Genomic DNA, 24416 nt, shown 5'->3' with positions numbered 1-24416 from the left:
ATTGGCCTATGCCTAGTTCCATGAACCGGCGCGCAAAAGATGATGCCGTTGGCATTGAACCAGGTCGACAAGGGCAATCCGGCCCATCAAGGCGACATCGCTAAACGCTTACCTCCGATCGTCTGGCCGTCGGGGCTGAACACCGGTCCCGTGATCACGAACACATCCCCCTTGGCGCGCAGCGCATACCGGCGTGTGTCCTGCTCGATCTTGGACCAGGCGCCCGAATTCTGCGTTGGGTTCTGCGGAACCATGTTCGCCAACTAAAAGCTCTGCGCCATGGCCGTCGGGCTCAGCATATCGCCGGCCGGTGCCATGTGCCCGCGGACATAGCCGGAGCCCCTTGTAGTCGCTCAGCTCCGCGCGTTCAGCTCGCGGCGACCCTACACGTACTGTTGCTTGGCTTCGCGAACAGGGAATGCATGAAATCGCTGACGGACTCGCCCAATGGTGTAAGGAGCAACTCGCACGCTGGTCTGCCGATCGCCGTCATTACTTCCTCGGCAACTGAGTGTCGGATGCTGCCACGTTGCCGTGGCTAGCCATCTGCGCGCTTTGGTCCTGAGCCTGAGATCGACGTCAACATGAGTTGCCAGGACGCTTACCGTGCTTTCGATCCTGCGCCCGTCATCCAAGTACGAACCCAACAATGGACAGCCGGCGCCTGCCGATGTTGCGGGCCTAGCAGCGCCCGGATCTACGGCAGCTGCAAACAATAGGACGACTGCCAGGAACAGCGGTATATGCACCCGACTTCACCCGAACCGAACAGTAACGCTGCTCAGACGGTCAGTTCACGACCATCAAAGCACGGGTCTGGCCGCGACTCCTTCGTCATTTGACGCATTTGCCTAGATCGATGGGCACGCCGCCCGGTTGCTTGTACACGCACGCGATGCCTGTCTTGTCCTGATCGGTCAACGCCAGCGACCAGTCGCCCTTGCCGTTGCACTGGGGATAGTGCATCACCGACAAGGCATCATAGTCAGTCACGCCCCTCCAATCGTTGTCCTCGAAGCAGGTGCCTGCTTCGGGACGGGTGTGTTCATGTCGCGCTCCCAACGTGTGCCCGAGTTCGTGTCGGAGAATCCCGGTCAACGAGAGCTTGCCCCCGGCGGGTAGCTCGAACGCCGAGTTGTCGATAAGCACATTGCGCGCAGTGCGAGGGTCGTTCGGGAAGAACGCCCGCGCTAGATAGGCGCCTACCTTGACCGGCCTCACGTCGAACATGATCTTCTTCGACTCCGGCGTGCACTTGGCGTCCTCCGCGGCCACATGCACGAACTTGATGTCGGCGGCCTGTTCCCAGGCTTTGGTTGCCTCCGCCATGGCAGCCACGACCGCGCTGTAACGGTCTCCGAAACCGCCGGATGCCACCGGCGCATTGCTGACGCAGTACGTCAGCGCCTTCCTCTTCTGGTCGTCCCAGGTGATGTCGACGCCATTCCTGCGCATAATTGTGAATTCGACGTTGGCATTCCCAGAGCGGCCCACGACGTTCTCCTTGTAGAACTGCTTGAGCTCCTTGATGTCGCGGATCGGCGTATCGCCGTTCACGATGTATTTCCCGTACTGGAAGGGTTCTTTCGTAACCGAGTCCTTGAAGGCCTTGAACGTTCTGGCGTTCTCGCTGCGCTTGGTCAGCAGCGCATCTGAAGTGCTCCGCAGGAAGAGCCTCGCCTCGGTGGGCGTGAACGCCGGCTTCTTATCCTGTGCGAGCACGCTCGGATGCGTTAACACCGAGATCGCGGGAATCAGTGCCAGCGCAGCCAGCGCGCGGGCGCTCCTCGCCCTGGGTCTTTGGAGAGATGAGGATGGGACGCGAACTTGAATCACTTCGTACTCCTTGCGTGCTGCGTGACGACCGTTGAACTGCCCTTGAATCTGGTACTGCAACCGTTGTGTTGAGGAATCACAGATCGATGCTTGCCGAAGGGCCAGACCGTGCGGCGGACACGGCCCGTTCTCCTCGAAAGATCCCGACATGTGGCCACAGACCTGCCTAGAGACCGAACCTGGTCTTGATGCGGCTGATCTGCACCGCTCTGTTCTCCGCCTTCCACTTGGCGTCGCCGGAGACGAAACCCCAGTGGTGAAGGCCGATGACTTTCAGGTCCCCCCTCCTGAGCACCGGCGAACCCGAGCTGCCGTCCATCGTGTCGCACGAGTGGCCGAAATCAGCTCCCTTGTTGACACCGTCTGCCGGCATAGTCGCCACGACGCAATCGATTCGGGACACGAACTTCTGGAAGCCTRCCGGGTGCTGGACCACCACGGCCGCCTCGGGGACGGAGGGTTCGCCGCCCACGCTGAACCCAAGCACGCCCCATCGTTGTCCTGGCGAGCCCGCAACCTCGAGGAGCGCCGCATCGAGGCCTTCGTCCTTGTCGATGAGCCGCAGACACCTCTGCACCTCCTGTCCGAGCGTCATGTCGGGCTTGTCGAAGCCGAATATCACATCAGCGGACTTGCAGAGCTCCTGGGTGCTGATGCAGTGATGGTTAGTCAGCAGTTGACTTTCGCCCACCAGAAATCCGGTGCAAGCCGCGGAGCCCTTGCTGGTCACGAACGAGATCTTCGCCACGGCACGGCTTGCCGCGAAGATCTCCGGCTGATTTACACGGATGTACTCGATGTCCTCCAGGTCGAATTCCCTCACGATGTTGAGCGTCGGCTTGGCGGGCGGAACGTTCGAGGCGACGGCAGCGACCAAAACCCTGAAGTCAGCCGACGGCAGCGCCGACCCGACCACCTCGACGGTCGCCGCGGCCCCCTTGATCAATGGGGACCACAGCCAGCGTTCTTCGGCCAGTCTTTCACCCGCGTACCTCGCCACTTCGTGGTTGCTGGAATCCCGCACCACGACGGCAACGCCGGGGGGAACGTCGGATCCATCGACGTATTCCAAGCGAAGCTTGATGGCTGTAGCGGTTGGAACGCCCGATGCGATCACCGATGGGTTTCCGTTCTTGCCGGAAAGCGAAATCCTATGGTCGCGCTGCTCTACGTTGCCGACGATGATGGGCGAACGACCGTCATGCGCAGGCTGGGCCGCGACTTGGCCTTGGAGCGCTGCCATCGCAACGAGGGCGATCGCGCAGAAGGATGCGAGTGACACCATGCTGCCCTCCAATCAGCGGCTCCGCATAGGAGCTACGAACCGCGCTATGTTCTGCACTAGGAACGGGCGGATTTTCCACACGGGAGAGTCGGAACCGCGATCGTCCCAGACCTCGACGAAGATCTTTGCATCCGCCTTCACGGACAGTTGTCCTTCCCTGGACAACTGTTCGTTGGCGTTCTCCGGTGATCGCTTGTAGAACACCGTCAGTTCCTCGCGGTCGCCTATGCTCGCGCGCAGCCCTCGAAGTTGTCTGGGGGGGATCGCGATCGAGTAGTCACCGGATACTGCCTCGAAAACGATATCCGGTTGCGCTCCGACCTTCAGGGCCCTTACTCGGTAGCTGCCCTTGGAATCCTTTTCCTCCAGAAGTCCCTCGCCTTCGGGCGCCAGGGTGCAGGCCGAATCGATACGGCCGCCGAACACCTCGTTCGCGTTGTCGTCGGCCGTCCCCGCTGGACGCGGCAGTTCGCGTGAGCAGGTGATGAGCCGTTCCTTGACATCCCCGGGGCTCGCCTTGGGTCTGAGGGTGCGCAAGATGGAGGCAACCGCAGCGACTTGGGGAGCTGCCTGTGAGGTGCCGCTTAGCAGGCCGAGGTAATTGCCGTTGACCAGGCTTAAGACGTCCGTGCCCGGTGCCGCCACGTGCACCCGGCTGCCGTAGTTGCTTCCCCCTGCACCGCTCCTGAGCAGGGCGGCGTCGGATGTGCTCCCATCCAATGCCGCGACGGAGATGACGTTCGGCAGATCGATGCAGGCTGGCCTGAGGTCGCAAATCGCCGTGAAGTCGTCGCCGTCGTTTCCTGCCGCCACGACGAACAGGGTCTCGAGTCCGTCGCTCCGGATCACGTCGAGCACCGGGTCGCCGCGGGGGCGTGTGCCCATGCCGCCGGGTACGCCTGCGCCTATGCCTTCCCGTTCGTAGAAGATGCTGAGATTGACGACATCGAGACCGCCGGCAGCGCCGGCTTCGTCGAGCATCTTTCTCAGGAGAATGGAAAGCTCCAGGTTGGAGACTCGCACCTGCTGACCGATTGTCGTCGTGTTAACTTGACCGGCGTAGAGCGTTGCAAAGGGATTCAGGCCCCAGGATCTGTCGCCGATCTTCCCGACCATCAGGCCCGCCACATGTGTGCCGTGACTGTCGATGGCCTCGCGGTATGGCTTCAGCCACTTGCAGGGCATGTGACCCGCTGCCATGGGGGCCGAAGCACGGACATCGGTGTCGATCGGCTTCAGCCGGCTCTGGTCGAAGGCGCAATGGCTCAGGTCCAGATCGGTGTCGACGATCCCGATCCGCTTGGGTTTTGCCCGCGTGACGGGCGGGTAGTCCGATAGCGTCGCGTAGGGGAAGTAGATGCCCCCTGTCAGCTTCTGCTGGTAGCTCGAGAGATCGCTGGGATCCATCTCACAGGGGTTCGCCTCGCTGCCCTTGCATCGAGCCTGCTGCCCCGGCGCCTGGTTCGTGCCGATGCGCGCAGAACCGGACGCGGTTGCACCGAGTGACTTCAGCACTGCGTCCAAGCTGGCGGGAGTACCGGACGGAGCTGGTGCCTGCAAGATTCGATACTCTGTTTCCTTGGGCCGCGCCGCTTTGCCGCCCGTGGCCGCGTCGTTTGCCTGCAGCACCAGCGTGCCGTTCTGGAGGGACGAGGCCGGTGTGATCTCCACCGAAGGCCCCACGCCTTTCTCCGCCGCGGTGGAGATGTCAATGGCCCTCACGGAATAGGAGGGTTTCGGGAGCAGGATCACGCCCGAATAGGCGCGCGTGAGCCTATCTTCCTGATCCCTGTTCATTCCGATGATGAGGCGCCTGCACTCACCGTCGAACAGATCGCAAGCTCCGAAATCATCCGTGACTACACGTTCGATGTCCTCGCCAGCGCGTTTGCGATAGACGAACCATCCTCGCTGTTCCTCGACCTGAACGCTCGGCAGCCACAGGGACGCAGGCGGTACGACGGACCAATTGCCACTGGAAGGCCTTGAATTCCCGCTCGGTCTCGCGGGGTCAGCTATCGCATCCCGTACGTAGCTCCCTGGCTTTCGCTCTTGCGCGGTGGCCTCCACTCTTTCGCGCCAACAGACGTTCGGATTGAGGTCGCAAGCGATGCTGTCCAGCTCGATCGGGAACGGCGACCCATGGAAGAGTCCAAGGGATCGGAACACTTCTTCGATGGTGCTGAACCGGTTGACCGGGTACGACTTCAGAGGCAGCCGCCCTTCGTTGTGCAGCGAGAGGTACAGGCGTCTGAAGTCGGTGGCGATCTCGGAAGGCTTGTTGCCCACGGTCCGGAAATCGATGATGGGGGGCTTGATGGTTGCGAGGTTGCGAACCAAGGCGCTCGCCAGACCGATCGCGTACATGGGCGAGGCTTGGTTGAACTGGTCGGCAGAGCCGACATGCAGGCCCAAAACGGCCAGGTCCTTGGTTGAAAAAAGCAGGCCTCCACTGCTTCCCGGTGCACTGTCGCAATCGTGAAGGATCAAGCCGTCGGTTGTCGTTCCGCGCACCGAACAACCCCGGGCCGCGGTCAGTTCGCCGCTGGGATTGACACTCAGCAAGAACGCACTTTCGCCCTGGATCGGGATCCGCAGCAACAGCTTCGCCGCGCTGAACTTTCTGGACGGTGCGCCTTCGATGTTGAGAACAGCGTAGTTGCGCAGCCTGTCCATCTCAACGGCGGGCGCCAGCACGCGGAATGACTCACGTCGGGATCCCTCGCCGAAGGCCGCCGTAAGGCTTTGGGCGTCGTTCACGCAGTGCGAAGCCGTGAGGATGTGACGGTCGGAGATGATGGCGGCAGTACAGATCGATGCGGAGCCGTCGTGCGACTGTGCGAACAAGATTCCGACCGATTGGCCCACCTGCCGCATGGGGTCGTTGGCCGGCAGCGAAGCGACCGTGACCGCATCGTTCTGCCCCACGACCACCGCATGGCTCGGTCCTCCCGTCAGAGCGAGGATGCCGATCAGGCAAATGCGGGCGATGGCGAGTTCCAGGATCTGGCTCATGAAGCCTCCGCGCATCTGCGACCGAGACACGCAGAGCGACTGTGCTCGCGAGACGTGTCGCCTTCAAGAAACACTGATCTTCCGACTTCATCACGGCTGTTGCACGAAGATCTGGCACCCCGCATGGCGGTCGCGTTGCAGCGAAGCGCGTGAGACTGCACCGTGCGGACAAAATGCAACAGGACGCCAGAGGAACCTGCGACTGATCGGTGAACGGGGTCACGGTACCAAAGCGCTTCCCAGAACCGGTAAAAGTGGTCGTTGATTTGCCGCATCGCTGCAGACGCCACGGGTGCAAGGTCCTTGAAGAGCACCTTCGGCGACGCAGTGAGCAAGACGAGGTGGCAATTGACCATCGCGGCTATCCAAAGGAGGGATACGGGATGGGAAGATCCAGGGCGCGGTAGGCGTCGTTGGCTGCGATCTGGGCCTTCACGAGCGCAATGTGCGCGTTGATCGCCGCAACCTTCAGGGCCGAGTCGGTTGGAGCGTCGGCCGACTTGGCGAACGCAGCGTCGTAGGTCGCCTGAGCGGCACTCACGGCGTCATCGGCAAGCGTGATAGCGTTCAACGCATCGCGCTTGGTCTTGGCATCCGTAGCGGTCTTTGCCGCGGCTGCAGCGGCAAGCTTCTCCCGCTCCACGGGATCGAACTTCTCCTTCAAAGCCGTCTTCACGGCAGGTGCTACCTTTTCTGCGGCTGGGGCGAGGAACGCTGCCAGTTTGTTGCCAGGCCTAGTCTCCACGATCGTCGACGTTAGCAAGAACTTTCCAGCGGGAACGAGTTGTTGGGTGCCGGCAAGGGTCTCGAGGCACTTGACCATGTTTTGGTCGTTCCTTGCGAGCTGCACCCCTGCAGGGTCTATGCACTTTTTCGACCAAAACTCATCCGCCTGCTGCTTTGCCAGTTTGGCAGCTCCAATGGACTCTTCGTAGAGGTACTCACGCTTGGCGCGTGCAAGAGTCGGTGGGCATGCGTCGTCCCACTGCTGCCCATTCGTCCGCAGCTTGTTTGCCGCCTCAAGTTCTCTGCAGTAGTTGCCGAGCTTCGGGATCACATTTATCAGGTCGTCTGGCACCATCGGCATGGGCAGTGCGGGATCCAGCGCATTCACTGCGGTCTTCACCGTGACTGCATTTGCCTGGCGCTTCTTGATGAGTGCGGCGAAGTCGTCCGAGATGGGCTTTGTTGCATACCAGCCCCGAATGCCACCAAGCTCCGTCGGCACGCAGTAGGTCTTCGCTGGTTTCGCGACGCAGGCCTCTTTGGACGTGCCGCGCTCGACCCCCTCGTACTTGAAGTCGGCACTCGCGAAGGCCGTGGACCCGAACGGGTCTGCGAAGGTGATGGTGAACTGATAGTTTCGGCGCGACGGCCCGAAGAAGCCGTCCTTCGAGGCGAAGCTCTCAACCTGCAACGCCTGGGGGCGCAGGCCCAGCGTCTTGCCATCGTCCGACACCACAGGGACGACCTCGAAGTAGAACTCGAGCTTGCCCGGCTTCACGCGCGCATAGTCATCGCCAGGCTGCGGGGTCGCACCACTTCCGGCCCCAACCCTGAACTTGGCTTCGATGCGTTTCGACAGCAGATCTCCAGGCTTGGACACATCTGGTGGGAACTTGCCGGTCTCGAACTCTCCGCGCACCAGGACAACGCAGCCAATCTGCCTGTTGAGTGCGGTCTCTCCAGACAGTCCTACCTGATAGAACTCTTTCATCACGGGATCAGGGGAGGCGATCGGAAAGTCCTTGTCCTTGGCGGCTTCCTTTAGCGCGTTGACGCCCTTGTCGACCACGCCTTCTATCAGTGGCGAGACCACCGCAGATACCAATGCGGCCACCAACGGTGCAAGGCCTACTATCGCCGCTGATGGGTCTTTGTAGACGTCGGACCCCGTGGCAGGGCACGTCGGGAAGGTGTAGATCCGCGTCTCGGGCTTCCCGTCCTCCGCTTTCGCGTTGTCCGGAAAGCAGAGCGTCGAGGCCAGCGCCAGTGCGAGTGCACCTACGAAGTGGAGTTTCGCGCTCCTGCGGTCGCTTTGGTGCATGCGCATTTGATTCCCTCAGCCTCGTATTCCAAGCTTTGGGGCTTTGTAACTGCCCCGGTGTATGTTGTCATCCCCAAAACGTGGGATGACGTGAAGCAGTCCTTGGAAGTTCAGGATTACGGCAGTCATGATTGCAGACCAAGGTGCGTCCGGTTTCGGGCGGGCAATCTTGGCCTYGCGAATGTCGGCCCGTTGCAGTCGTCCAGGTCTCYGGCAGACGCGCTACGTGATGTTGGTGAAGGTCGACGGCAAGGACACTGAGACGGTTGTTAATGCACTCATCAAGAACGCACGTAAGCTGCCCCATGAACTCTACAAGTCATTGACCTGGGATCGAGGCAAGGAGATGGCCGCACACAAGCGATTCACGATAGTCACCGACATCCAAGTCTTCTTCTGATCCGCAAAGCCCCTGGCCGTTGCCTCCCTTGACCGGAGACGCTCGGAATCGGCTACCGTTGTGACCCGTTAAATCCAGCAGCACAGAACCTCGGATGAGCACCACCCCAACGACAACAGAGACACGCGTAGCCGTCCTGGTCGACTGCGACAACGTGCCGCCCGACATCCTCGAACACGCGCTGCGCATGGTGGCGCAGTTCGGCCGCGTCGTGCTGCGCCGCGGCTACGGCAACCAGGGCACGCTGGCGAACAAGTGGCAGGACGCGCTGGTGCGCCTAGCCTTCACTCCCTGCTTACAGTACCAATACGCCGCCGGCAAGAACACCGCCGACATCGCCCTGGCACTGGACGCGCTGGAGGCGCTCTTCGATCGCCGGGCTGACACTTTCTGCCTGGTCACCAGCGATTCCGATTTCGCCTACCTGTGCCGCAAGCTACGCGAGCGCGGCGCCACCGTGTGCATCGTCGGCGAGCCCAAGACGCCCGACGCCCTGCGCAACGCCAGCGACCAGTTCTTCGAATGGACACGACCCGAGCCTCCAGCAGAAGCGGTCGTCGAGGCTGCGCCGAAGGCCCCCGCAAAGACAGAGCCGGCCAAGGCCGAGCAGCCGAAGCAGGAACCGCCCAAGCCGGCGCCGAAACGCCGGCCGCGCTTCCTCGTCGAGGCCGTGGCGCTGCTGGCCAGCGACACGTCCGAAGGCAAGGTCGGCCTGGGCGTCCTCGGCCAGTACCTCAAGCGCACCGACCCCGCCTTCTCGCCCCAGACCTACGGCCACTCGGGACTGCTGAACATGGTCAAGACCTACGACCTCCTGGCGCCCCTGCAGGAAGAAGGCGGCCATTGGTCGGTGAGCCTGCTGCCCAAAGCAGAGGGTGTCGTGGAAGCCGATGTTCCACGCACGTAAGAATCATCAGCGCAAAGGCCTCTGCATCACGGGATGCATTCGCTCCGCCATGGCCGGAAACGTGCTGCCCGCGGCGAACAGGTTGTTCAACGCCTGCATGCCCACCGCGCCGCCGTCTGCTCGAGCGCCTGCGTCAAACGCTCGTCGGGTGGGGACGGCTCGGCGCAAGCAATTGGCGGCCCAGTAAGATGTAACCAAAGTCATCGAATCAGGCCCCATGGTAGATGTTTGCCACGACAGCGACGCCATGTTGGGCTGATTGCGTATTCACGTCTAAAAGGAGATTGGCTTTGAGCGGAGACACCGTGCACCAAGATTCAGTTACGACTATCGCGGGAGATGTTCTCGACACTTTCGACGAAGTGGAGAAACGAGTGCGACGCTGCCTCGAAGGCGACTCCTATCTCACAGCGGAATCAATCGGAGTGATGAACCCGGCTCGCGAGGCCGCCGCGCTGCAAACAATCGAGCGCATGAATACAGAGAAGGCCGCCGCCTTCGCTGCCCTCAGCCGGGAGCCCTCCATCGCTCAAGTCGTGGTCAGCGATGAATCTGGTGCCATGCACACGTACTACGTCTGCCGTACCTCGCCGCCCAGGGAGCTTGGCGGCCTGCTCATCTCCTACCGTTCGCCAATGGGCGCGATGGCCTCACGCGCAGTCGGCTCCACCTTCGTCCGTCCGGATGGACAGGAGGTCGAACTGCGTCAGCGCGCCCTGCTGCGTCCCTTCAAGCAGGACATTTGGGACTCGCGTGACAGCGTCTTCGAAAGCGAGAACTTCGCCACGGTCACCATACGCTCGCTGCGCGAATTGTTGGTGCCAGCTGTTGCGGGAGTGACCGAGGACGTGCTGACGGCGCTGCTGGCCGAGGAGGAAGCGGCCAAGAACGTGATCGCCGGTCGGCGCCGCAGCGTGATCGCCAAGATGGGCCTGCGCGACCAGCCAGTGCTCGATGTTTACCAAGACGAGATCTTCCGCCTGCCATTGGCCAGCCGACTGCTGATCCTGGGCCCGCCTGGCACCGGCAAGACGACCACACTGATTCGTCGCCTGGGCCAGAAGCTGGACACCGCCGTACTGGATGAGGTCGAACAGGGGCTCATCCGCCGCATGGACGAGACCAGCGAGTTGCCGCACGCGCAGAGCTGGATGATGTTCACGCCCACCGACCTGCTGCGGCAGTATGTAAAGGAGGCCTTCGCACTCGAGGGCATCCTCGCGCCCGAGCAACGCATTCGCACGTGGAGCGATCAGCGGCACGACCTGGCACGGAACCGCTTTGGCATCCTGCGCACAGCCAGTGGCAGCGGCATTTTCGTGCTGAAGGATTCCGCGCCCACCCTCACCGCCACCGCTCGAGAAGCGCCGACCGCTTGGTATGCCGACTTCGACCAATGGCAGAAAACCGCATGGCTGATGGCTATTCTCCAGGCAGCGGAGGATTTGCGGGCCGACGCAGACACAACAGTTTCCGCGCTGGCTGTACCTGCACTAGAGTCCCTCGCCGGGGTGGGGCCTGAAAACGCTGGCGACGCAGTGGTCGGACTGAGCCGCAGCACCCGTGGGCTGCAACAAAGCTTGCAGGAAATGAGAGCCTACACCGACGGAAAAGTGAAGGAGGCGCTGACCCTGCAGGTGAACCGCAACCGCTCCTTCCTAGACGAGTTGGCGCGCTTCRTCGACACGCTGCAGGACACGAGCACGGATACCGACGAAGACGATGAGGACGAGAACGACGACGATGAAGAGCCGGTCGAGCAAAGAACCGGACGCGCCGCTGCGATGCAAGCTTACCAGCGCAGCTTACGCGCTCTGGCGCGATCACGCGCGACGGGCAACTCGCTGAAGAAGGGTCGGCGAAGTAGTCGCATCGTCGAGTGGTTAGGGGATCGCGGGCTGGCACCAGCCGAATTGGCTGCCGTGGGCCGCAGTCTGGTTCAGCAATCGCGTGTGAGAAAGTTGCTGAATCCAGCGCGGTCGTTCATCAACGATGTGCCTCGCCGCTACCGCAGCTTCAGACGCCAACGTCAGGGGGAAGGCAGTTGGTACCAATCGGCCGGTGGTTATATGGCAACGGACCTTCATCCGCTCGAGCTGGACATCATGCTTCTTGCTCTGTTGCGCAACGCCACGGGCCTGCAGCTACGACCCTCGGTGCAACGTGAGATCGAGTCGACCGAATGGTCCGCGCTGGACGCCGTGCGTGGCGCCCAGCGGAATCAAATCCTGGTTGACGAGGCGACCGACTTCTCGCCCATCCAGTTAGGCTGCATGGCGGCGCTGACCAACCCACTTGGCACTTCGTTCTTCGCCTGCGGCGATTTCAACCAACGGTTGACCAGCTGGGGCAGCCGCAGACTGGAAGACGTGCGGTGGGCCTGCCCGGGGTTGAGCGACCAGACGATCACCATCTCATACCGGCAGAGTACCCAGCTCAACGAGATGGCGAAGGACATTGTCAGCTTGGGCGGCGGCGACCCCGGCGCGGTGTCGTTGCCCGAAGGCGTGGACAACGAGGGCGTGGCGCCAGTGCTGGTCGAAGGACTGAAATCGTCGGTAGAGATAGCTGTGTGGTTGGCCGCGCGCATCCGCGAAATCGAAGCGTTTGTGAAGAAGATGCCTTCGATCGCCGTGCTGGTGATGAGCGAAGCCGAGGTAGAGCCACTGGCACAGGCGCTAAGCGATCAACTGGTAGATAACAACATCAAGGCAGTACCTTGCCGGGTCGGGCAGACCATGGGCAACGAGAACGACGTACGAGTGTTCGACATTCAGCACATCAAGGGGCTTGAGTTCGAAGCAGTGTTCTTTGTCGGCGTAGACCGGCTGGCGAACGAGCAGCCGGAGTTGTTTGACAAGTACTTGTACGTGGGCACGACCCGCGCCGCGACCTACCTAGGCATGACTTGCGAGGCGGCGTTCCCGCCAGCCCTGGAGACACTTCGACTGCGGTTCACGCATAACTGGTAGCTACAAGCAAGACCCAAGACAGGGATGGCGACTGTCCCTCAAATGCAGCCAACAACCAATCCCGAGGGGCAGCTTGGAATCTAAGTTGTATGCGGCTGGCCGTTCCACCGCGACAATGCCGCAGGACGGATGGGAGAGATGACGGCGGCGTGCCGTCGACGTCCAGACGCGGCCGGGATTGCTGGCGTGCACCGCCCAGTGTTTTGTTACATTGCGAGAATGAGATCTGGCGAGTACCGCCGAGGAGGTTGTGACCGATGGATGCAAGCGATACGGCCCAAAAAGAACCATCGTCGTTCGCCCATATTGCAAGGATCTGGCGCGAAGAGAACTACCAATTAATTGTCTTCGTCGCCGTGCAGGTGTTGGTAGGTCAGGCTGGCCTCTTCTTCGTCCTGTTTCTGACATACCAGAGTTCCAGCGACTTGGCGACGATATGGGACAGCTACCTTCGATCCGGTGGCTCCTACACATTCGCGATCGCGCTACTTTCCTCCGCATGCGCGGCAGTCGCATGCGAGTTCATTGAAGCGCTACGCGATAAGTCAGCTGTCCTGATGTTGGGGAGAAAAGTCACCTGGAGCGTGGTGGCTGGCCTTGTGATCCTCTTTCAAGCAGGGCTCGTCGGTCCGTTACTCGTTTCACCAACAACAGCGGTCGCCGACAGCAAGGCGGCCGTTGATGCACGAGGACAAGCCATTGCAGAATCCAACACTGCCGCTGTTCAAAAAGCTCCGATTCGACATGGCCTACAGATCTTCTTCTGGGGCCTCAGCACTATTGTTGCCTTTCAGCTCTTCTGTCTCGGTCGCGCGAAATATCTTCACGATCGATACGCAAAAAGTCGAAGTGAGGACGTGCAGAAGCTCTCGGCCAAAGCCGAAAGTCAGACGACGACTTTCGACGGCGAGCAGATCTGAGGGAGTCAACGAATGAGAATACTGGCTCTCAAAGTGCGGCAGCCGTTGGGCGAGTTCTATCTGACGACTTTGCCGGCGAATTTCTTCGTCGATCGCGTGAAGAACAGACCACGAACCTCCTCTTCCTCCCAGAGCGAAGACATTCAACGCATCTTCAACAAGACCCGCGTGCAGAATATCRCGGACTTCACGACTGACCCACAAGCGACGTTTCCGACTCCAATCATTCTTGGCGTCGACAGTTCGGTCATTACCGAGGCAAATGTTGCTGTTGACATCGATGGAGCAGCGTCGAACGTCATCCTGCTTGATATCCCGGACGAAGGAGTTGTGGGGGACGTACTGGACGGACAGCATCGAGTCCTTGGACTACGCCAATCGGCGCTCCGTTCGGAGTTCGACCTCGCGGTCGTCCTAATGTTTGACCTGTCGCTTGATGACAAGGCATTCGTGTTTTCCACAATCAACAGCAAGCAGACGCCAGTCTCGAGTTCCCTCATCTACGACCTGTTTGGACTGTCGACCAGTCGCAGCCCACAGAAGACCTGCAACTACATCGCGCAAGCGCTGAATAGCAGCGAGGGTAGTCCCTTCTATCGCAAATTGAAGATGCTTGGTCGGCGTGAAGATCATCACGGTGAAGGCAAGGTCATGCTTTCCCAAGGCACTTTTGCAGCCAGGCTGGAACAGCTCATATCACGAGACTCCGCTGAGGACGTAAGAATCCTCAAGACGGGCAAAGGGTCTGACCTCCCGGACGACAAGAGATGCCCACTTAGAAAATACTTCAAGAACGATGACGATGCCACGATTCTTAAAATCGTTCAGAACTTCTTCACCGCAATCTCGAAACAGTTCAAAGCCGAATGGGAAGATGAGAACGGCGACTACATCATCCGAAAATCCGTAGGCTACACGGCACTGATCATTGTCCTTCGGCATGTTCTCGAGCGCGGCTTCAAAGCCAAGAATTTGACCGAGGAATTCTTCTCGACAGAAGCCGCTGCCATGAAGATACGCATGCAAAATGAACCACTGACGTCGGCGAATTTTCCAAGCAACGGCGCCCAGGCAATACGCCTTGCCAAGTGCCTACTTGATGTTCAAGAGCTCGAGTACCACGTTATCGAGGCACCGAATGTCGAAGACGTACGACTCGATGCGTAGAGCGTCATGCGCTGATTGACCTTCTATCGGTATGAAGTGGCTCTAACAGGCCATCCAAATTTCATAGTAACCGCGCCGCCCGGACAAACCTCAGTCGAAGTCTTGAATTAGCCGACGGAGATCCTCAGGCTTGATCATCATGGCGTCTTCTGCGGCGAGTTCTTCGCTGTCGAATTGGGCAAACTGCGCAACGCGGTGCTTTTGCTCCAGCGTGAAATCGATGAATTCATCGACGGTATTCTGTGCAATGAGTAGAACGATTTCGCAGTCGCGAGTCTGCGATATTCGGTGAATGCGATCTTGAGACTGCAGGTAGTCCACGAGATTGAATGTGCGATCAAGATAGATTGCCAGGTTGGCCTCAGTCAGCGTGAGACCTTCCCGGGCGGCCGCAGGATTGGCGATCAGAATCCGCGTACCGGGGTCTGTTTTGAAGGCTTTAACAGCCCTGTCGCGCTCTTCGTTGCGAATGGCCCCATGAATGCACACGGGGTTCCAGCGTGCATACCGCAAACGCAAGGCATTGATGTTTTCCACGAACGATGTCCAGATCAGGACCTTCTGCTCCGAGTCGTCCATCCGATCTGCCAGTTCACGGTCCAGTTGCAGAAACTTCGCCGGCGTTTCAATGTACGCCGCGTCGAGCATGGCCGGATTGCTTGCGAGTTGCGCCAAGCGCACGAGGCGCGCGAGGATCGCATCGGCGCGTTCCTCAGTGTCCTGACCATCCATGCCGCGCACCCACAGGGCCAGATCGACCTTCATGGCTGAGTACATCTGGGCCTGAYGTCCTATCAGGGTCACCGGTACACGCCGAAATTTCTTGGAGGGCAAGGACACCGCAGTGGCTTTTAGGCGCCTCAGGCTCTTGGTGGCCACGCGCGAACGCAACTGCTCGAGATTGCGGTACCCACTACTGGCTGATCCGTAGGTCTGTTGGAATTGCTCGGCCGAATTTCCAAGCGCCTGTCCATCGTCAAGGAAGAGCATCTGGGACCACAGATCTTCAGGCTTGTTCGCAACAGGCGTCCCGCTCAGGATGTAACGTCGCGCCGCGAGACTTCGCAGGGCAAGCACCGCCTGTGTTGTCTTGGCTTCAGGTGTCTTGATGCGGTGACTCTCGTCGAGCACGAGCGCAATTCGCTTGAAGCGAAGCAATGCCTTGAGCGACGCAAGCTCAGAGTCCACAGCTTCATAGTTGATTACGTAGAACGAGGACTTCAGATTTCTGAACGCCATGCGTCGTGCCGAGCGCCCGGCACCAAACACTGCATAAGTGCATGCTGAAAACTTCTCAATTTCCTGGCCCCAGTTGGTCTTGAGGCCGTTAGGACAGATGATGAGCGCCGCGTCGATGCTGTGTTCAGTCATCTGCGCGCTCAACGCGTCGATCACCTGCTTGCTCTTGCCCAGGCCCTGCTCGTCGAACAGCGCCGCAGCCTTGTTTTCACGCAGGAACTGTGTCCCCTCTGTCTGATGTGGAAGGTCAAGAGGTGGCTTGATGCTCGACATGTTCAGTGCCTCAGCAATATGTCAGGGACATGGACGCGCCTGACATTCCTAGCACGCAAGAGGCCTAAGTCGATCAGCACCCTGTCCAACGCATAAGCAGCGCTGCGCGGAATGACCAGATAGAGCGTGCACGGCTTGCCACTGGACGATTGCAGGCTTGAGAGTTCGCGCAACTGCTTTCTCGTATGGGCATTGTCGACATCACGCTCGCTCTTGGCCTCCACGAAAGCCTCAATATCGTCTGAGGCATGCCAGCCGCTAGCGTCGGGGCGCACGCCTTGGATCACCGGCGGACGGGGGAAGCCGGCTGGGAGCCCGAGCCGGTCGACCCAGCCGTCGACGCCGGTCATGCTAAATCCGTCGGATAGCATGCGGCGCACGCCCCAGAGAACCAGCGCCTGATGTTGAGGGCTAGGCATGGGCGGGCAAGCGCTGATCGCGCCCGGATGATGCGCTCTGCGCATTGCGCTGGAATTGTTCAGCCGTGTCGACCACAGCCTCTAGTTGATGTTGCAGCTCCTTGAGAATACTCAATCTTTCGGGGCTCGCGGCCAGTTCAATCAGCTCCTTAACGGTGAGCTGTTGGAGCCTCGCGTTAGTTTTCTCAAGCGTGGCGTAGAACTCCTGCTCCCGCGGGTCGACCTTGCCCAGCAGCGCTTCCGCAGCGTCGAAGCCCTTCGTTTCAAGCAACTGCAACGCATCCTTGTTCTCGACCACCTTGGTCAAACGCCGCACCTTCATACCAGTGTCCACCTTGCCATCGCGCACCCAGCGCGAGAAGCGCTCGTCCAGATCCGGAACTGCGGCGACCTGCTTGTGCAACTTGGTGTTCTTCAGGTATTCCAGAAAGTACGAATACTTGGACCGGTGCTCCGCATCGGTCGGGTCCTCAGTGATCGGAAAGTACATCCGGTCCATCATCTGAGCCGCCTGGACATGTTGACGCACTTCATTGGCCGTCATGCGGTAGCGCTCGGCGACTTCCTCGTGGACAAGGCCGCTGTTCAGCAGCGCGCGCATCTGAAGGGCCTTCTCGTATGGCGCCCATCCGCGCACCGAGCCCAAATGGATCTCGTTCAGCAGGTCCTGTATTACGTTCTCGGGCGTGTCGGGGGCGATGCGCCAGGCGGGCATGCGGCTGAACCTTGGGTCGCCTGGGTTGTCTTCCTGCGCAGCGCGCATGGCGACTACGCGCCGGTTGCCCTCGGCAACCGTCAGGTCGTCGCGGATATAGATGGGTTCCTGAACGCCGCCGGACAGAACGATGGAACGCTTGAGGCCTTCCGTATCCTCTTGGCTCGTCAGCAACAGCGTGCAGGCAGGATCGTTGCGCATCTCGGCATCGAGCTGGCGCATCGAAAATCCCACCCGCGGATTCGTGGTATCCAATTGGACTTCGTTGGGATCGACCTCAACCAATGTCAGGCCAACGCCGACGCCCTGAATGTTGCGTGTGTAAGTCACCATGTTCTTCTCCTATACGCCATCACACATGTCAATGAACCTGTCCAGCGAATCGCGAAGGTTGCGCACGATCCGCTTGGCGCTTCCGACGTTGTCCTTTCGCACGCGCTGGATGTCCGGAAGCCGCGCCGCCTCAAGCGCGTTGGTCATCTCCACCATCTGCTTGAACAGCTCGGAGGCAAGCTCCGGCTGATCCAGCTCAAGCACACTGCGCGCGCCTTCAAACCCGGACTGACGGAATGCGGCCAGAGCCGGCGGGCTCTTGACGATGTCTACAAGATCCCGAACATCCGCTGCCTTGGGCAATCTGCCTGAGCCCACCCAGTCAACGAATTCTGAAAGCGCCGCGTCCTCTGCCATGACCCATTCGCGCAGATCGGGTTGCTTGTACAGCTCCAGGAAGTGGGTAAACCGGTGGACTGCGCCGACGCCACCAAATTTAGGCAGGTACTGGTCCTTCATGGCCGAAAACGCACGCGTGCTGTGATTGACGGCTGTCTTAGAGGTTTTCAGCAGCTTGGCAATTTCGTCCTGCGTAAGGCCATGGGTCTCAAAGAGCTCATAGATATGCCCAGCTTTCTCGAACGCAGACCATTTGTTCTTCCCTCCGACGTGCAACTCTCCGAGCAGCACTGCAAGCTGACGTTCTGAAATGTCGTCGGGAAGAACCCGTGCAGGGATTCGCTGCCAGGTCGGATCCTTGGGCGCAGCCTGAGCCAGCTTGTTGTAGACAACAGTACGGCAATTGCCTTCGGCCACGGTGCCGTCTGAGCGAACGATGATGCGCTCGACGAGTCCTTTGTTCTGCCGCACGGACTGGTAAAGCGCGTGCACGTCCGGGTCGCTCCAGAGCAACTCAGCAAGCTCCTGCTGCTGCTGATCACTGCTTCCGAAGTTGTTGACGCGGGCGGTGTTGGCGATTCGCGGATTGCGCGGATCAAGCTTCACCACGTCCAGCGGCAAGTCGATACATCGCACAATGACGCGGCGCTGATCCAGCGTGATCTCGTCAACCAGTTCGACGCCGTCGTGCGCGTACTGCTCCAGTGGCGGTTGGGCACTACTCTTCTTAGTCGCCACGTTTTTTCTCCCGCTTCGCCATCACTAGGACGTCTTCGGCCGCTTGCACCAGCGACTGCAGTGCGTCTCGAGCTTTTGAATGACCGGCAAACAGCTCAAGGTCACTACGCCCTAAGTTTCCAAGCGTGTCGGTAAGCTTGGAGATGTCCTTCAGCACCTTGGAGTCCGCACAAGGGTCGGCTTTGCGCAGCACCTCCTTGGCAGCGACGAAACCGTTGCGCTGAAGTTCCACGCGGGCACGGGGCTCATCCAGGACAAGATGGACTTGGCGCACCTGCAAGCCTTTGATCTGGTCATTGGCAATGAGCTTGGCCAGCGTTTTCCGCTTTCCCTTGTCCTGCCGCACGCTATCCAGCTTTTTTGTGGACATCAACACGAGCGCATGACTGAATTTGCTTTCCAGAATCTCTTGCGTCCTCTCTGCGCTTGCGTTCGTGACCTCGGGAATAACCTCGTTCACTAGGTATTCGTATGCATCCATATGCTTTTGGACCTCATTGGGTGCCATACCAGTTGCGGCCTGCACTTCCTCGGGACTCGCGCGTTCCTCGTGTATGAGGCGATAAATCTGGTCGGCTTTGGCGGCTGCGCGCCATTTGGTCTTTCCGCCAACGTGGTAGCCGGCCATCTGCAGCTGGATGACCTTCTCTGATACACCTGCAGGCAACCGGGTAATCGGGACGCTGCTCCATTTTTTCGGGCCTCCAGGAGTCTTCGACAACACGGTAAGCGCCGCAAGACGCGTGTTACCTTCAACAACCTGGCCGTCATTGCGCACGATCAGCGGGTCATAAATGCCGCCCTCCATGCGAATTTGCTGCTGCAAGCGGTCGTAGCCCGGCTGTTCCCGGATGAGCGCCAACAGTTCCTCCTGAGTCGGTACGTTCTTGCGGCCCTTGACTTTGAGTTGCAAGCGGATGCGTGGATTTCGCGGATCCAATCGAAGAGTGTCCAGCGCCACAACCTCGTGGCTGACCTCTACGGGGGTCCCGGCGATGACAAGTCGGCTAGTTTTGGTTGGTTTGGCCATGACAATCCAGTACGTTTCAGTATCAAAATCATATTTGATACCGAAACGTACTGTCAAGTACCCGACTGCACCCTTCGAGCGCCGAAGCGCTCCTACTCGACGGCTCTAGTCGTTCAGCCGTCCTTCCATCGCAGCGAGAACGCGTTCGGCCATGGGAAGCGCCTTCTGGGCCTGGAGGGACGACGACAGGATTGCGTTGACAGCGGCCAGCGCCCCTTTCGTCGTACCTTGCGTACGCGTGCCCTCGCGTTTTTTCTCCAAGCTGCTGTCTAGGCGCTTGACCTGCGCGCGCAGGCGATGCAGGTTGGCCTGCGTGAGCTCATCAGGCTCCTTCTTGGCAAGCTGTTTCTCTACACCCTTGACGTGTTCGACCGCCTGCTGGAGCGCTGCGCGGCGGATCGTCTCATGCAGCGCACGGCGCTGCGCGATGTCCAGCCAGTTTTCCGCTGAAGCGATGGAAGCTGACAGACGTCTTTCCCGCTGTCGCGCCTCGGAACGACCGCGAATCGTCTGCGCGATCTCCGTCGTCAGCCGCTTCAGCTCATCCTGCAGCTCCGTGTAGGCCGCAGAGTGTTCAAACTCATCGCGCCTGCCGTTGGGAACAATCTTCGGGTGGGCTACGTGAAGTTCGCCAACAGCCCACGATCCGAAGCGCTGCTCCACGAAAAGCGGTGCGAGTACGCTCGCATCCCCAACCTGTACATCGCCCGTTCGCAGCCGGATACCACCCTGGCGTGAGCCGCGGGGCATGGCGCCCAGATAGCCATGTTCGAGTAGCCAGCCAAAGGCAAGTACTTCGCCAGCCGAGTTCGTGAGCGTCCTGAATTCTGCACCGGAGAAATCGACACTCGCCTGCCGCCCTGACTCGACACGATCTGTAATGCGGTGATACACCACGCCCCGATCGTCATTGAGCTCGATATTGATGGGCTCGCTGACCCCTTGCTCAGCCAACCAGGCGCGGATTTGAGTGCCAAACTTGAAGTCGGGATGGAACGGAACAGGAGAGACATGCGACAGGTAGTTGCGGATCTCCTCCTCGTTCATGAGCAGGTCGTTCTTGATACGCACGACCTTCTTCATCTCGACTTCAAAAAAATGCGCGGGAAATGTGCCGTCATCGGAGTGCGTGGTCACGCGCGCGATCGTACGGATCAAGTCTCCCAGCCCCCCTGTGAACGCAGGATCGCGCAACTTCTCGCGCAGCGCGCGGCCGTCCCAACTGAGCTCCTTGATCTTTGCATCGCCCTTGGCGCGGCTGCGAAAGACAAGCTCTTGGCAATAGCCCAGGCCAGACAGCCTCCCAACGCCACGAAAACCACGTTGCTTCGCGCCGCGCTTCCCGCTGGCACCTACCGCGGTAAGGCGCCGAACGAAGTCGCCATTGGAGACGCCAATGCCGATGTCTCTGACGCGAACAGAGCGGTTAGCGTGATCAAACGTGATCTGGACCTGGGGCGTCTCGCTGGAGGCAAGGAGACCTGCACCACGAGCCTCGTCAATCGCATCCGCCGCATTCTGGATGTACTCACGGTAGACCGTAAGGGGATCGGCATACATCGCACCGGCAACCAGCTCGAGAACATCCTTGCCCACAACGATGTCGTCATCAATGGCGGAGATCTTGGCTGGTACCGCCAGCCGAATCATTGTTTCTTGCATCACACTACCTCTTCCGTCAACCCTGCGTCTTCTACACGTTCGTCGTCAGGCACTTCGGGGGCCGCCAGTACCGCCGCCTTGCCCTTTGCGCGCATCTTTTCCCAAATGTCGGCCTCCAACTGCTTGTCCAGCGGAATGTAGAAGGGAAGGATCCTCTGGACAGCCGTGTTTGTGGTCTTGTYCGCCAATCCAGCGTAGTCACGAGGCTTGACACCCGAAAGGAGAGCTGCGAGTTCCTTGCGGTCAGTGTCACCTAGCCGAACGAACTGCGACTGGTACTCTTCAAACTCTGCTCGGCCCTCAAACTTCTCGTAGTAGAAGCGATTAAAGAGAAAGCGCTCCGGGCGCAACAGCAAGGCACGGAAGGCGCCTTCATCTGAACCAAAAGCAGTGTGGAAGTAGTCGGGCGAGCCGCTCACAATACCGTGCGTGGCCTGCAAAATTGTCTGCATAGACCGGAGGGCGAAGCGGCTCCAATGCTCGCCGATATGAGAGCGGTCCTTCATGTCAGTGGGCTGATATCGCATTGGAAAAGAGAAAATCCTGCAGCCAAGTTCAACGTTCAGGTTGATGTTCAGCTTCATGCGCGCGTACAGGTCTTCCGGCGTGTCATGGAAGTTGTAGAGCATGTAGTTGGACAAGTCATTCAAGCCCACGTTGTGGGCCATGCGGATAGCCGTCTCGTAGGGCTTGCGCACACCGATGTGGTCGAAGGCAATTCGTAGAGGCTTCAGTGCAATCGTCGCCATCTCCTCCAGGTACATCTTGTCCTTGCAGAGAATGCGCGCGTCCACACCCTGATTGAAGTCCACGCGGCGCTGAACAGGAACCTTGCCCGGCCGCGCGAGCTTTGCTCCCGGTGTAAACCCGAGATCCCTAATCTCCGCGATGATGTTGCGGTAGTTCGCCGATGCAGCGACATTGTTGTCCATCAACATCAGATCGCGGCGCGGCCCGTAGCGCTCGTCCACGGCTTTTACGAGTGCCGTGATCGATTGGCCGTCACGCTGCGCACCTTCAAGTTTCGGCACGCCACAGAAATGACATTTGCGGACACATCCGCGTGAGGCATACGCGAAGTACGCATCGTGGACCGGATATTGGTAGTACTCGCTGATCTGCTCAATGATCGAGTAGTCCGGAATCAGGTCTTCGATGGGCGTTCCATTGCGGTCGTCCGCGTACAGCTCCTCTTCGAACTCGTCCAGCTCCAGCGCGACCGCGGGTGGCTCAGACAGCAATCCCTTGATGAAGCGCACCCCCCGCCACTTGAACTCCTTGACGAACTGTTCGTGCATGAGTGAGGCGGCGATGCCGCCAACAAATACCTTGCGCGGACTGCCGGCAACCTGGATGGCGTACTCGATGGACTTGGAGATTTCTTTCCATTCGAAAGAGAACAGAGTGGTCACATAAATGCGATCCCATGGACGTCCAAGGACCTCCGCCCGGTCGCCCTTAACGAAAACGACGTTGTCCTTCTTACCGTAGGGCCCGTGATATGCGGCGATTTTCATCAGCCCTAGTGGCGGGTACTTGTTGCGGTATCCCGGCTCGACGAGCAGGATGTTTCTATTAGGCATGTTGACTCAATCGCGTATGAATATCTTTGCGTACTTCAAGGATCATCTTGAGCGCCATGTCGGCGCCCTTTGATCCACCGAAGCCTTCCAGCGGGCCATGATTCGTCCAATCGATCTGGTCAAGAAAATCAGACAACTTGGCCAGGAAATAGTCGACGGTCAGAGGACGGTTACCCGCCTCGCGCACAAGGTGCCCTGCAAGGCTCATGAGCGCGTACACCCCGATGCCCTTGCAAAGCATGTGCTGCCGTGGCGCGGCCCATTGCTCCGAAAGAACAAGGACGACTGCCTGCCAGAAGGCAATGCTGCGCTCCAGCCACGCAGAGGCATCCACCTTGTCTCCAACCTGCGCTGCCTTGAGCATTCGCTGGGCGGCTTGGTGCATGGTGCGCAGTGAGGCAATCCGCTTAGGGCCAACCGTATTACCACCGCCCAGATCAAGGCGACCGCACCAGGGGGACTCGCCCTCCCGGTTCAGCCCCAGAGCCACGAAGAGCGCCGGGTCGACTTCGGCGAGGTCAGAGCCAAGCGCTTTTGCGCCCGTGTAATCTAGTAGGCTACTGCTCAATCCCTTGGCCTTGCCATTGATCGTGCGAAAGACTTCCATCTCCTGCCCCTCGGACAGACCGATGAAGGACATGAACGAGAAAACGACAGGACTGTCCTGAAGAAAGCCGAGCCGGTGCTGGCCGTCGACCTGTGTGAGAACGCGGCCCGCGGACGCGTCGACAGTCAATGTCGCAGACCCGTCCGGCGCCTCAACCAGCTCCCATGCGGATGCACAAGTCTGGCGCAGGTTGAATGTCAACGGGATGGTGGTCGCGCCTTCGGTCTGGATGTAGCGCTTGAAGGCCAGACTATGCTCTCGCGCAATGCGTCTCTGGTAACCGGCGCCCGTCTGTTCGTCCAAGACGTCCGCGTAGCTGATGCCGCACAGGACGCTAGCAGGCGCGAAGCCAAGAAAGACGCGCTGGCCACCGGAGTAGCCGGTTTGTCCGCGGATGATCACGGGCTCTGGTTTCATTTTGCAGTTTAGCGATGCATTTTCGCCGCTGTCGTATGCATGTTTCGATTAGGCCAGAATTTGTCGTGGATGTCGATCCCTCTTCTCATTGGGGAACTGAGCGACAAATTGCAGCGCCATTCTGCAAATTGCGGACAACCAAGGAGCTGCCGAAGAAGCACGCGTTGTTTCGGTTGCCATCGATTTCGACGACTTCTGGCTGCGGCAGCTCAAGTGAGATCGAGCAGTTTCAAGGGCTGCTGAGCCCGCACCTGCACGCGCATCTCATCTTTGAGACGAGTGACTTCGATCGCCCGACCATCCGGGTCAATGTGATTTCCAAGGTCGAAGTGGCCAATGGAACGGGACGCTGGCGATCCTTTTGCAGTAGCGTCTGGATGCGCCCAGTCTAGGCGGCATCGCTCCCGTACCGAGCCTGCCTTCGTTCAGCCGTTGCATTCTGACGATGTTGGTTGCCTGGATGCAGCGGTCACCGCTAAGATGAGTCTGACGAAAACGCTCCGTCAAGACTC

At 59.7% G+C, this 24416-nt stretch carries 17 protein-coding genes and 2 pseudogenes; 6 read left to right on the top strand and 13 right to left on the bottom strand.

The window, feature by feature from the left end; genetic code table 11:
* Window positions 1-113: 113 nt before the first annotated feature.
* From AC1DXX_RS15745 to AC1DXX_RS15725, 5 genes and pseudogenes are all read right to left on the bottom strand, one after another.
* Window positions 114-378, bottom strand: a pseudogene (locus AC1DXX_RS15745) (DNA/RNA non-specific endonuclease); the annotation flags it as partial.
* Window positions 379-834: 456 nt separating this feature from the next.
* Window positions 835-1896, bottom strand: coding sequence for a matrixin family metalloprotease (locus tag AC1DXX_RS15740; RefSeq protein WP_478135136.1), 1062 nt, complete (start codon window positions 1894-1896; stop codon window positions 835-837).
* A gap of 106 nt (window positions 1897-2002) precedes the next feature.
* Window positions 2003-3121: a trypsin-like serine peptidase gene (locus AC1DXX_RS15735; RefSeq protein ID WP_478135135.1), complete on the bottom strand. Its 1119-nt coding sequence runs from the start codon at window positions 3119-3121 to the stop codon at window positions 2003-2005.
* A gap of 12 nt (window positions 3122-3133) precedes the next feature.
* Window positions 3134-6136: a S8 family serine peptidase gene (locus tag AC1DXX_RS15730; RefSeq protein ID WP_478135134.1), complete on the bottom strand. Its 3003-nt coding sequence runs from the start codon at window positions 6134-6136 to the stop codon at window positions 3134-3136.
* A gap of 361 nt (window positions 6137-6497) precedes the next feature.
* Window positions 6498-8183, bottom strand: coding sequence for a hypothetical protein (locus AC1DXX_RS15725; protein ID WP_478135133.1), 1686 nt, complete (start codon window positions 8181-8183; stop codon window positions 6498-6500).
* Between the two features lie 217 nt (window positions 8184-8400).
* Here AC1DXX_RS15725 and AC1DXX_RS15720 point away from each other — a divergent pair.
* The 5 genes and pseudogenes from AC1DXX_RS15720 to AC1DXX_RS15700 form a co-directional block, all read left to right on the top strand.
* Window positions 8401-8599: pseudogene (locus tag AC1DXX_RS15720) on the top strand (transposase); the annotation flags it as partial.
* Between the two features lie 78 nt (window positions 8600-8677).
* On the top strand, window positions 8678-9490 hold the full coding sequence (locus tag AC1DXX_RS15715) for an NYN domain-containing protein (protein ID WP_478135132.1): 813 nt from the start codon (window positions 8678-8680) through the stop codon (window positions 9488-9490).
* A 305-nt stretch (window positions 9491-9795) separates the two neighbouring features.
* Window positions 9796-12462 carry an ATP-binding domain-containing protein gene (locus AC1DXX_RS15710; protein ID WP_478135131.1) on the top strand — a complete coding sequence of 889 codons (2667 nt, stop codon included), beginning with the start codon at window positions 9796-9798 and terminating at the stop codon, window positions 12460-12462.
* A gap of 257 nt (window positions 12463-12719) precedes the next feature.
* Window positions 12720-13382, top strand: a complete 663-nt coding sequence (locus AC1DXX_RS15705) for a hypothetical protein (protein ID WP_478135130.1) — start codon at window positions 12720-12722, stop codon at window positions 13380-13382.
* A gap of 12 nt (window positions 13383-13394) precedes the next feature.
* Window positions 13395-14549 carry a DGQHR domain-containing protein gene (locus AC1DXX_RS15700; protein ID WP_478135129.1) on the top strand — a complete coding sequence of 385 codons (1155 nt, stop codon included), beginning with the start codon at window positions 13395-13397 and terminating at the stop codon, window positions 14547-14549.
* 90 nt (window positions 14550-14639) lie between these two features.
* Here the strand turns inward: AC1DXX_RS15700 and AC1DXX_RS15695 are convergent, their stop codons facing one another.
* From AC1DXX_RS15695 to AC1DXX_RS15660, 8 genes are all read right to left on the bottom strand, one after another.
* A complete protein-coding gene (locus tag AC1DXX_RS15695; protein ID WP_478135128.1) occupies window positions 14640-16061 on the bottom strand; it encodes a DEAD/DEAH box helicase in 1422 nt (473 codons plus the stop codon).
* A gap of 2 nt (window positions 16062-16063) precedes the next feature.
* Entirely contained in the window at window positions 16064-16411 is a 348-nt protein-coding gene (locus AC1DXX_RS15690; RefSeq protein WP_478135127.1) for a hypothetical protein, read from the bottom strand.
* Between the two features lie 61 nt (window positions 16412-16472).
* Entirely contained in the window at window positions 16473-17528 is a 1056-nt protein-coding gene (locus AC1DXX_RS15685) for a hypothetical protein (protein ID WP_478135126.1), read from the bottom strand.
* A 9-nt stretch (window positions 17529-17537) separates the two neighbouring features.
* The gene (locus AC1DXX_RS15680) at window positions 17538-18605 is read right to left on the bottom strand and encodes a hypothetical protein (protein WP_478135125.1); all 1068 of its coding nucleotides are present in this window, start codon (window positions 18603-18605) and stop codon (window positions 17538-17540) included.
* On the bottom strand, window positions 18595-19692 hold the full coding sequence (locus AC1DXX_RS15675; protein ID WP_478135124.1) for a ParB N-terminal domain-containing protein: 1098 nt from the start codon (window positions 19690-19692) through the stop codon (window positions 18595-18597). The genes AC1DXX_RS15680 and AC1DXX_RS15675 overlap by 11 nt, the downstream gene beginning before the upstream one ends.
* A 48-nt stretch (window positions 19693-19740) precedes the next feature.
* Entirely contained in the window at window positions 19741-21297 is a 1557-nt protein-coding gene (locus AC1DXX_RS15670; RefSeq protein ID WP_478135123.1) for an ATP-binding protein, read from the bottom strand.
* Entirely contained in the window at window positions 21297-22880 is a 1584-nt protein-coding gene (locus AC1DXX_RS15665; RefSeq protein WP_478135122.1) for a radical SAM protein, read from the bottom strand. Before AC1DXX_RS15665 ends, AC1DXX_RS15670 begins: the two co-directional genes overlap by 1 nt.
* Entirely contained in the window at window positions 22873-23904 is a 1032-nt protein-coding gene (locus tag AC1DXX_RS15660; protein ID WP_478135121.1) for a DGQHR domain-containing protein, read from the bottom strand. The genes AC1DXX_RS15665 and AC1DXX_RS15660 overlap by 8 nt, the downstream gene beginning before the upstream one ends.
* A 65-nt stretch (window positions 23905-23969) precedes the next feature.
* Between AC1DXX_RS15660 and AC1DXX_RS15655 the strand changes: the two genes are divergently transcribed.
* Window positions 23970-24296 carry a hypothetical protein gene (locus AC1DXX_RS15655; protein WP_478135120.1) on the top strand — a complete coding sequence of 109 codons (327 nt, stop codon included), beginning with the start codon at window positions 23970-23972 and terminating at the stop codon, window positions 24294-24296.
* Window positions 24297-24416: the final 120 nt, after the last annotated feature.

Source organism: Variovorax sp. P4_B10 (assembly GCF_056402375.1).
The sequence above is the reverse complement of the archived record's forward strand: the minus strand, read 5'-3'. Positions and strand labels throughout refer to the sequence as shown.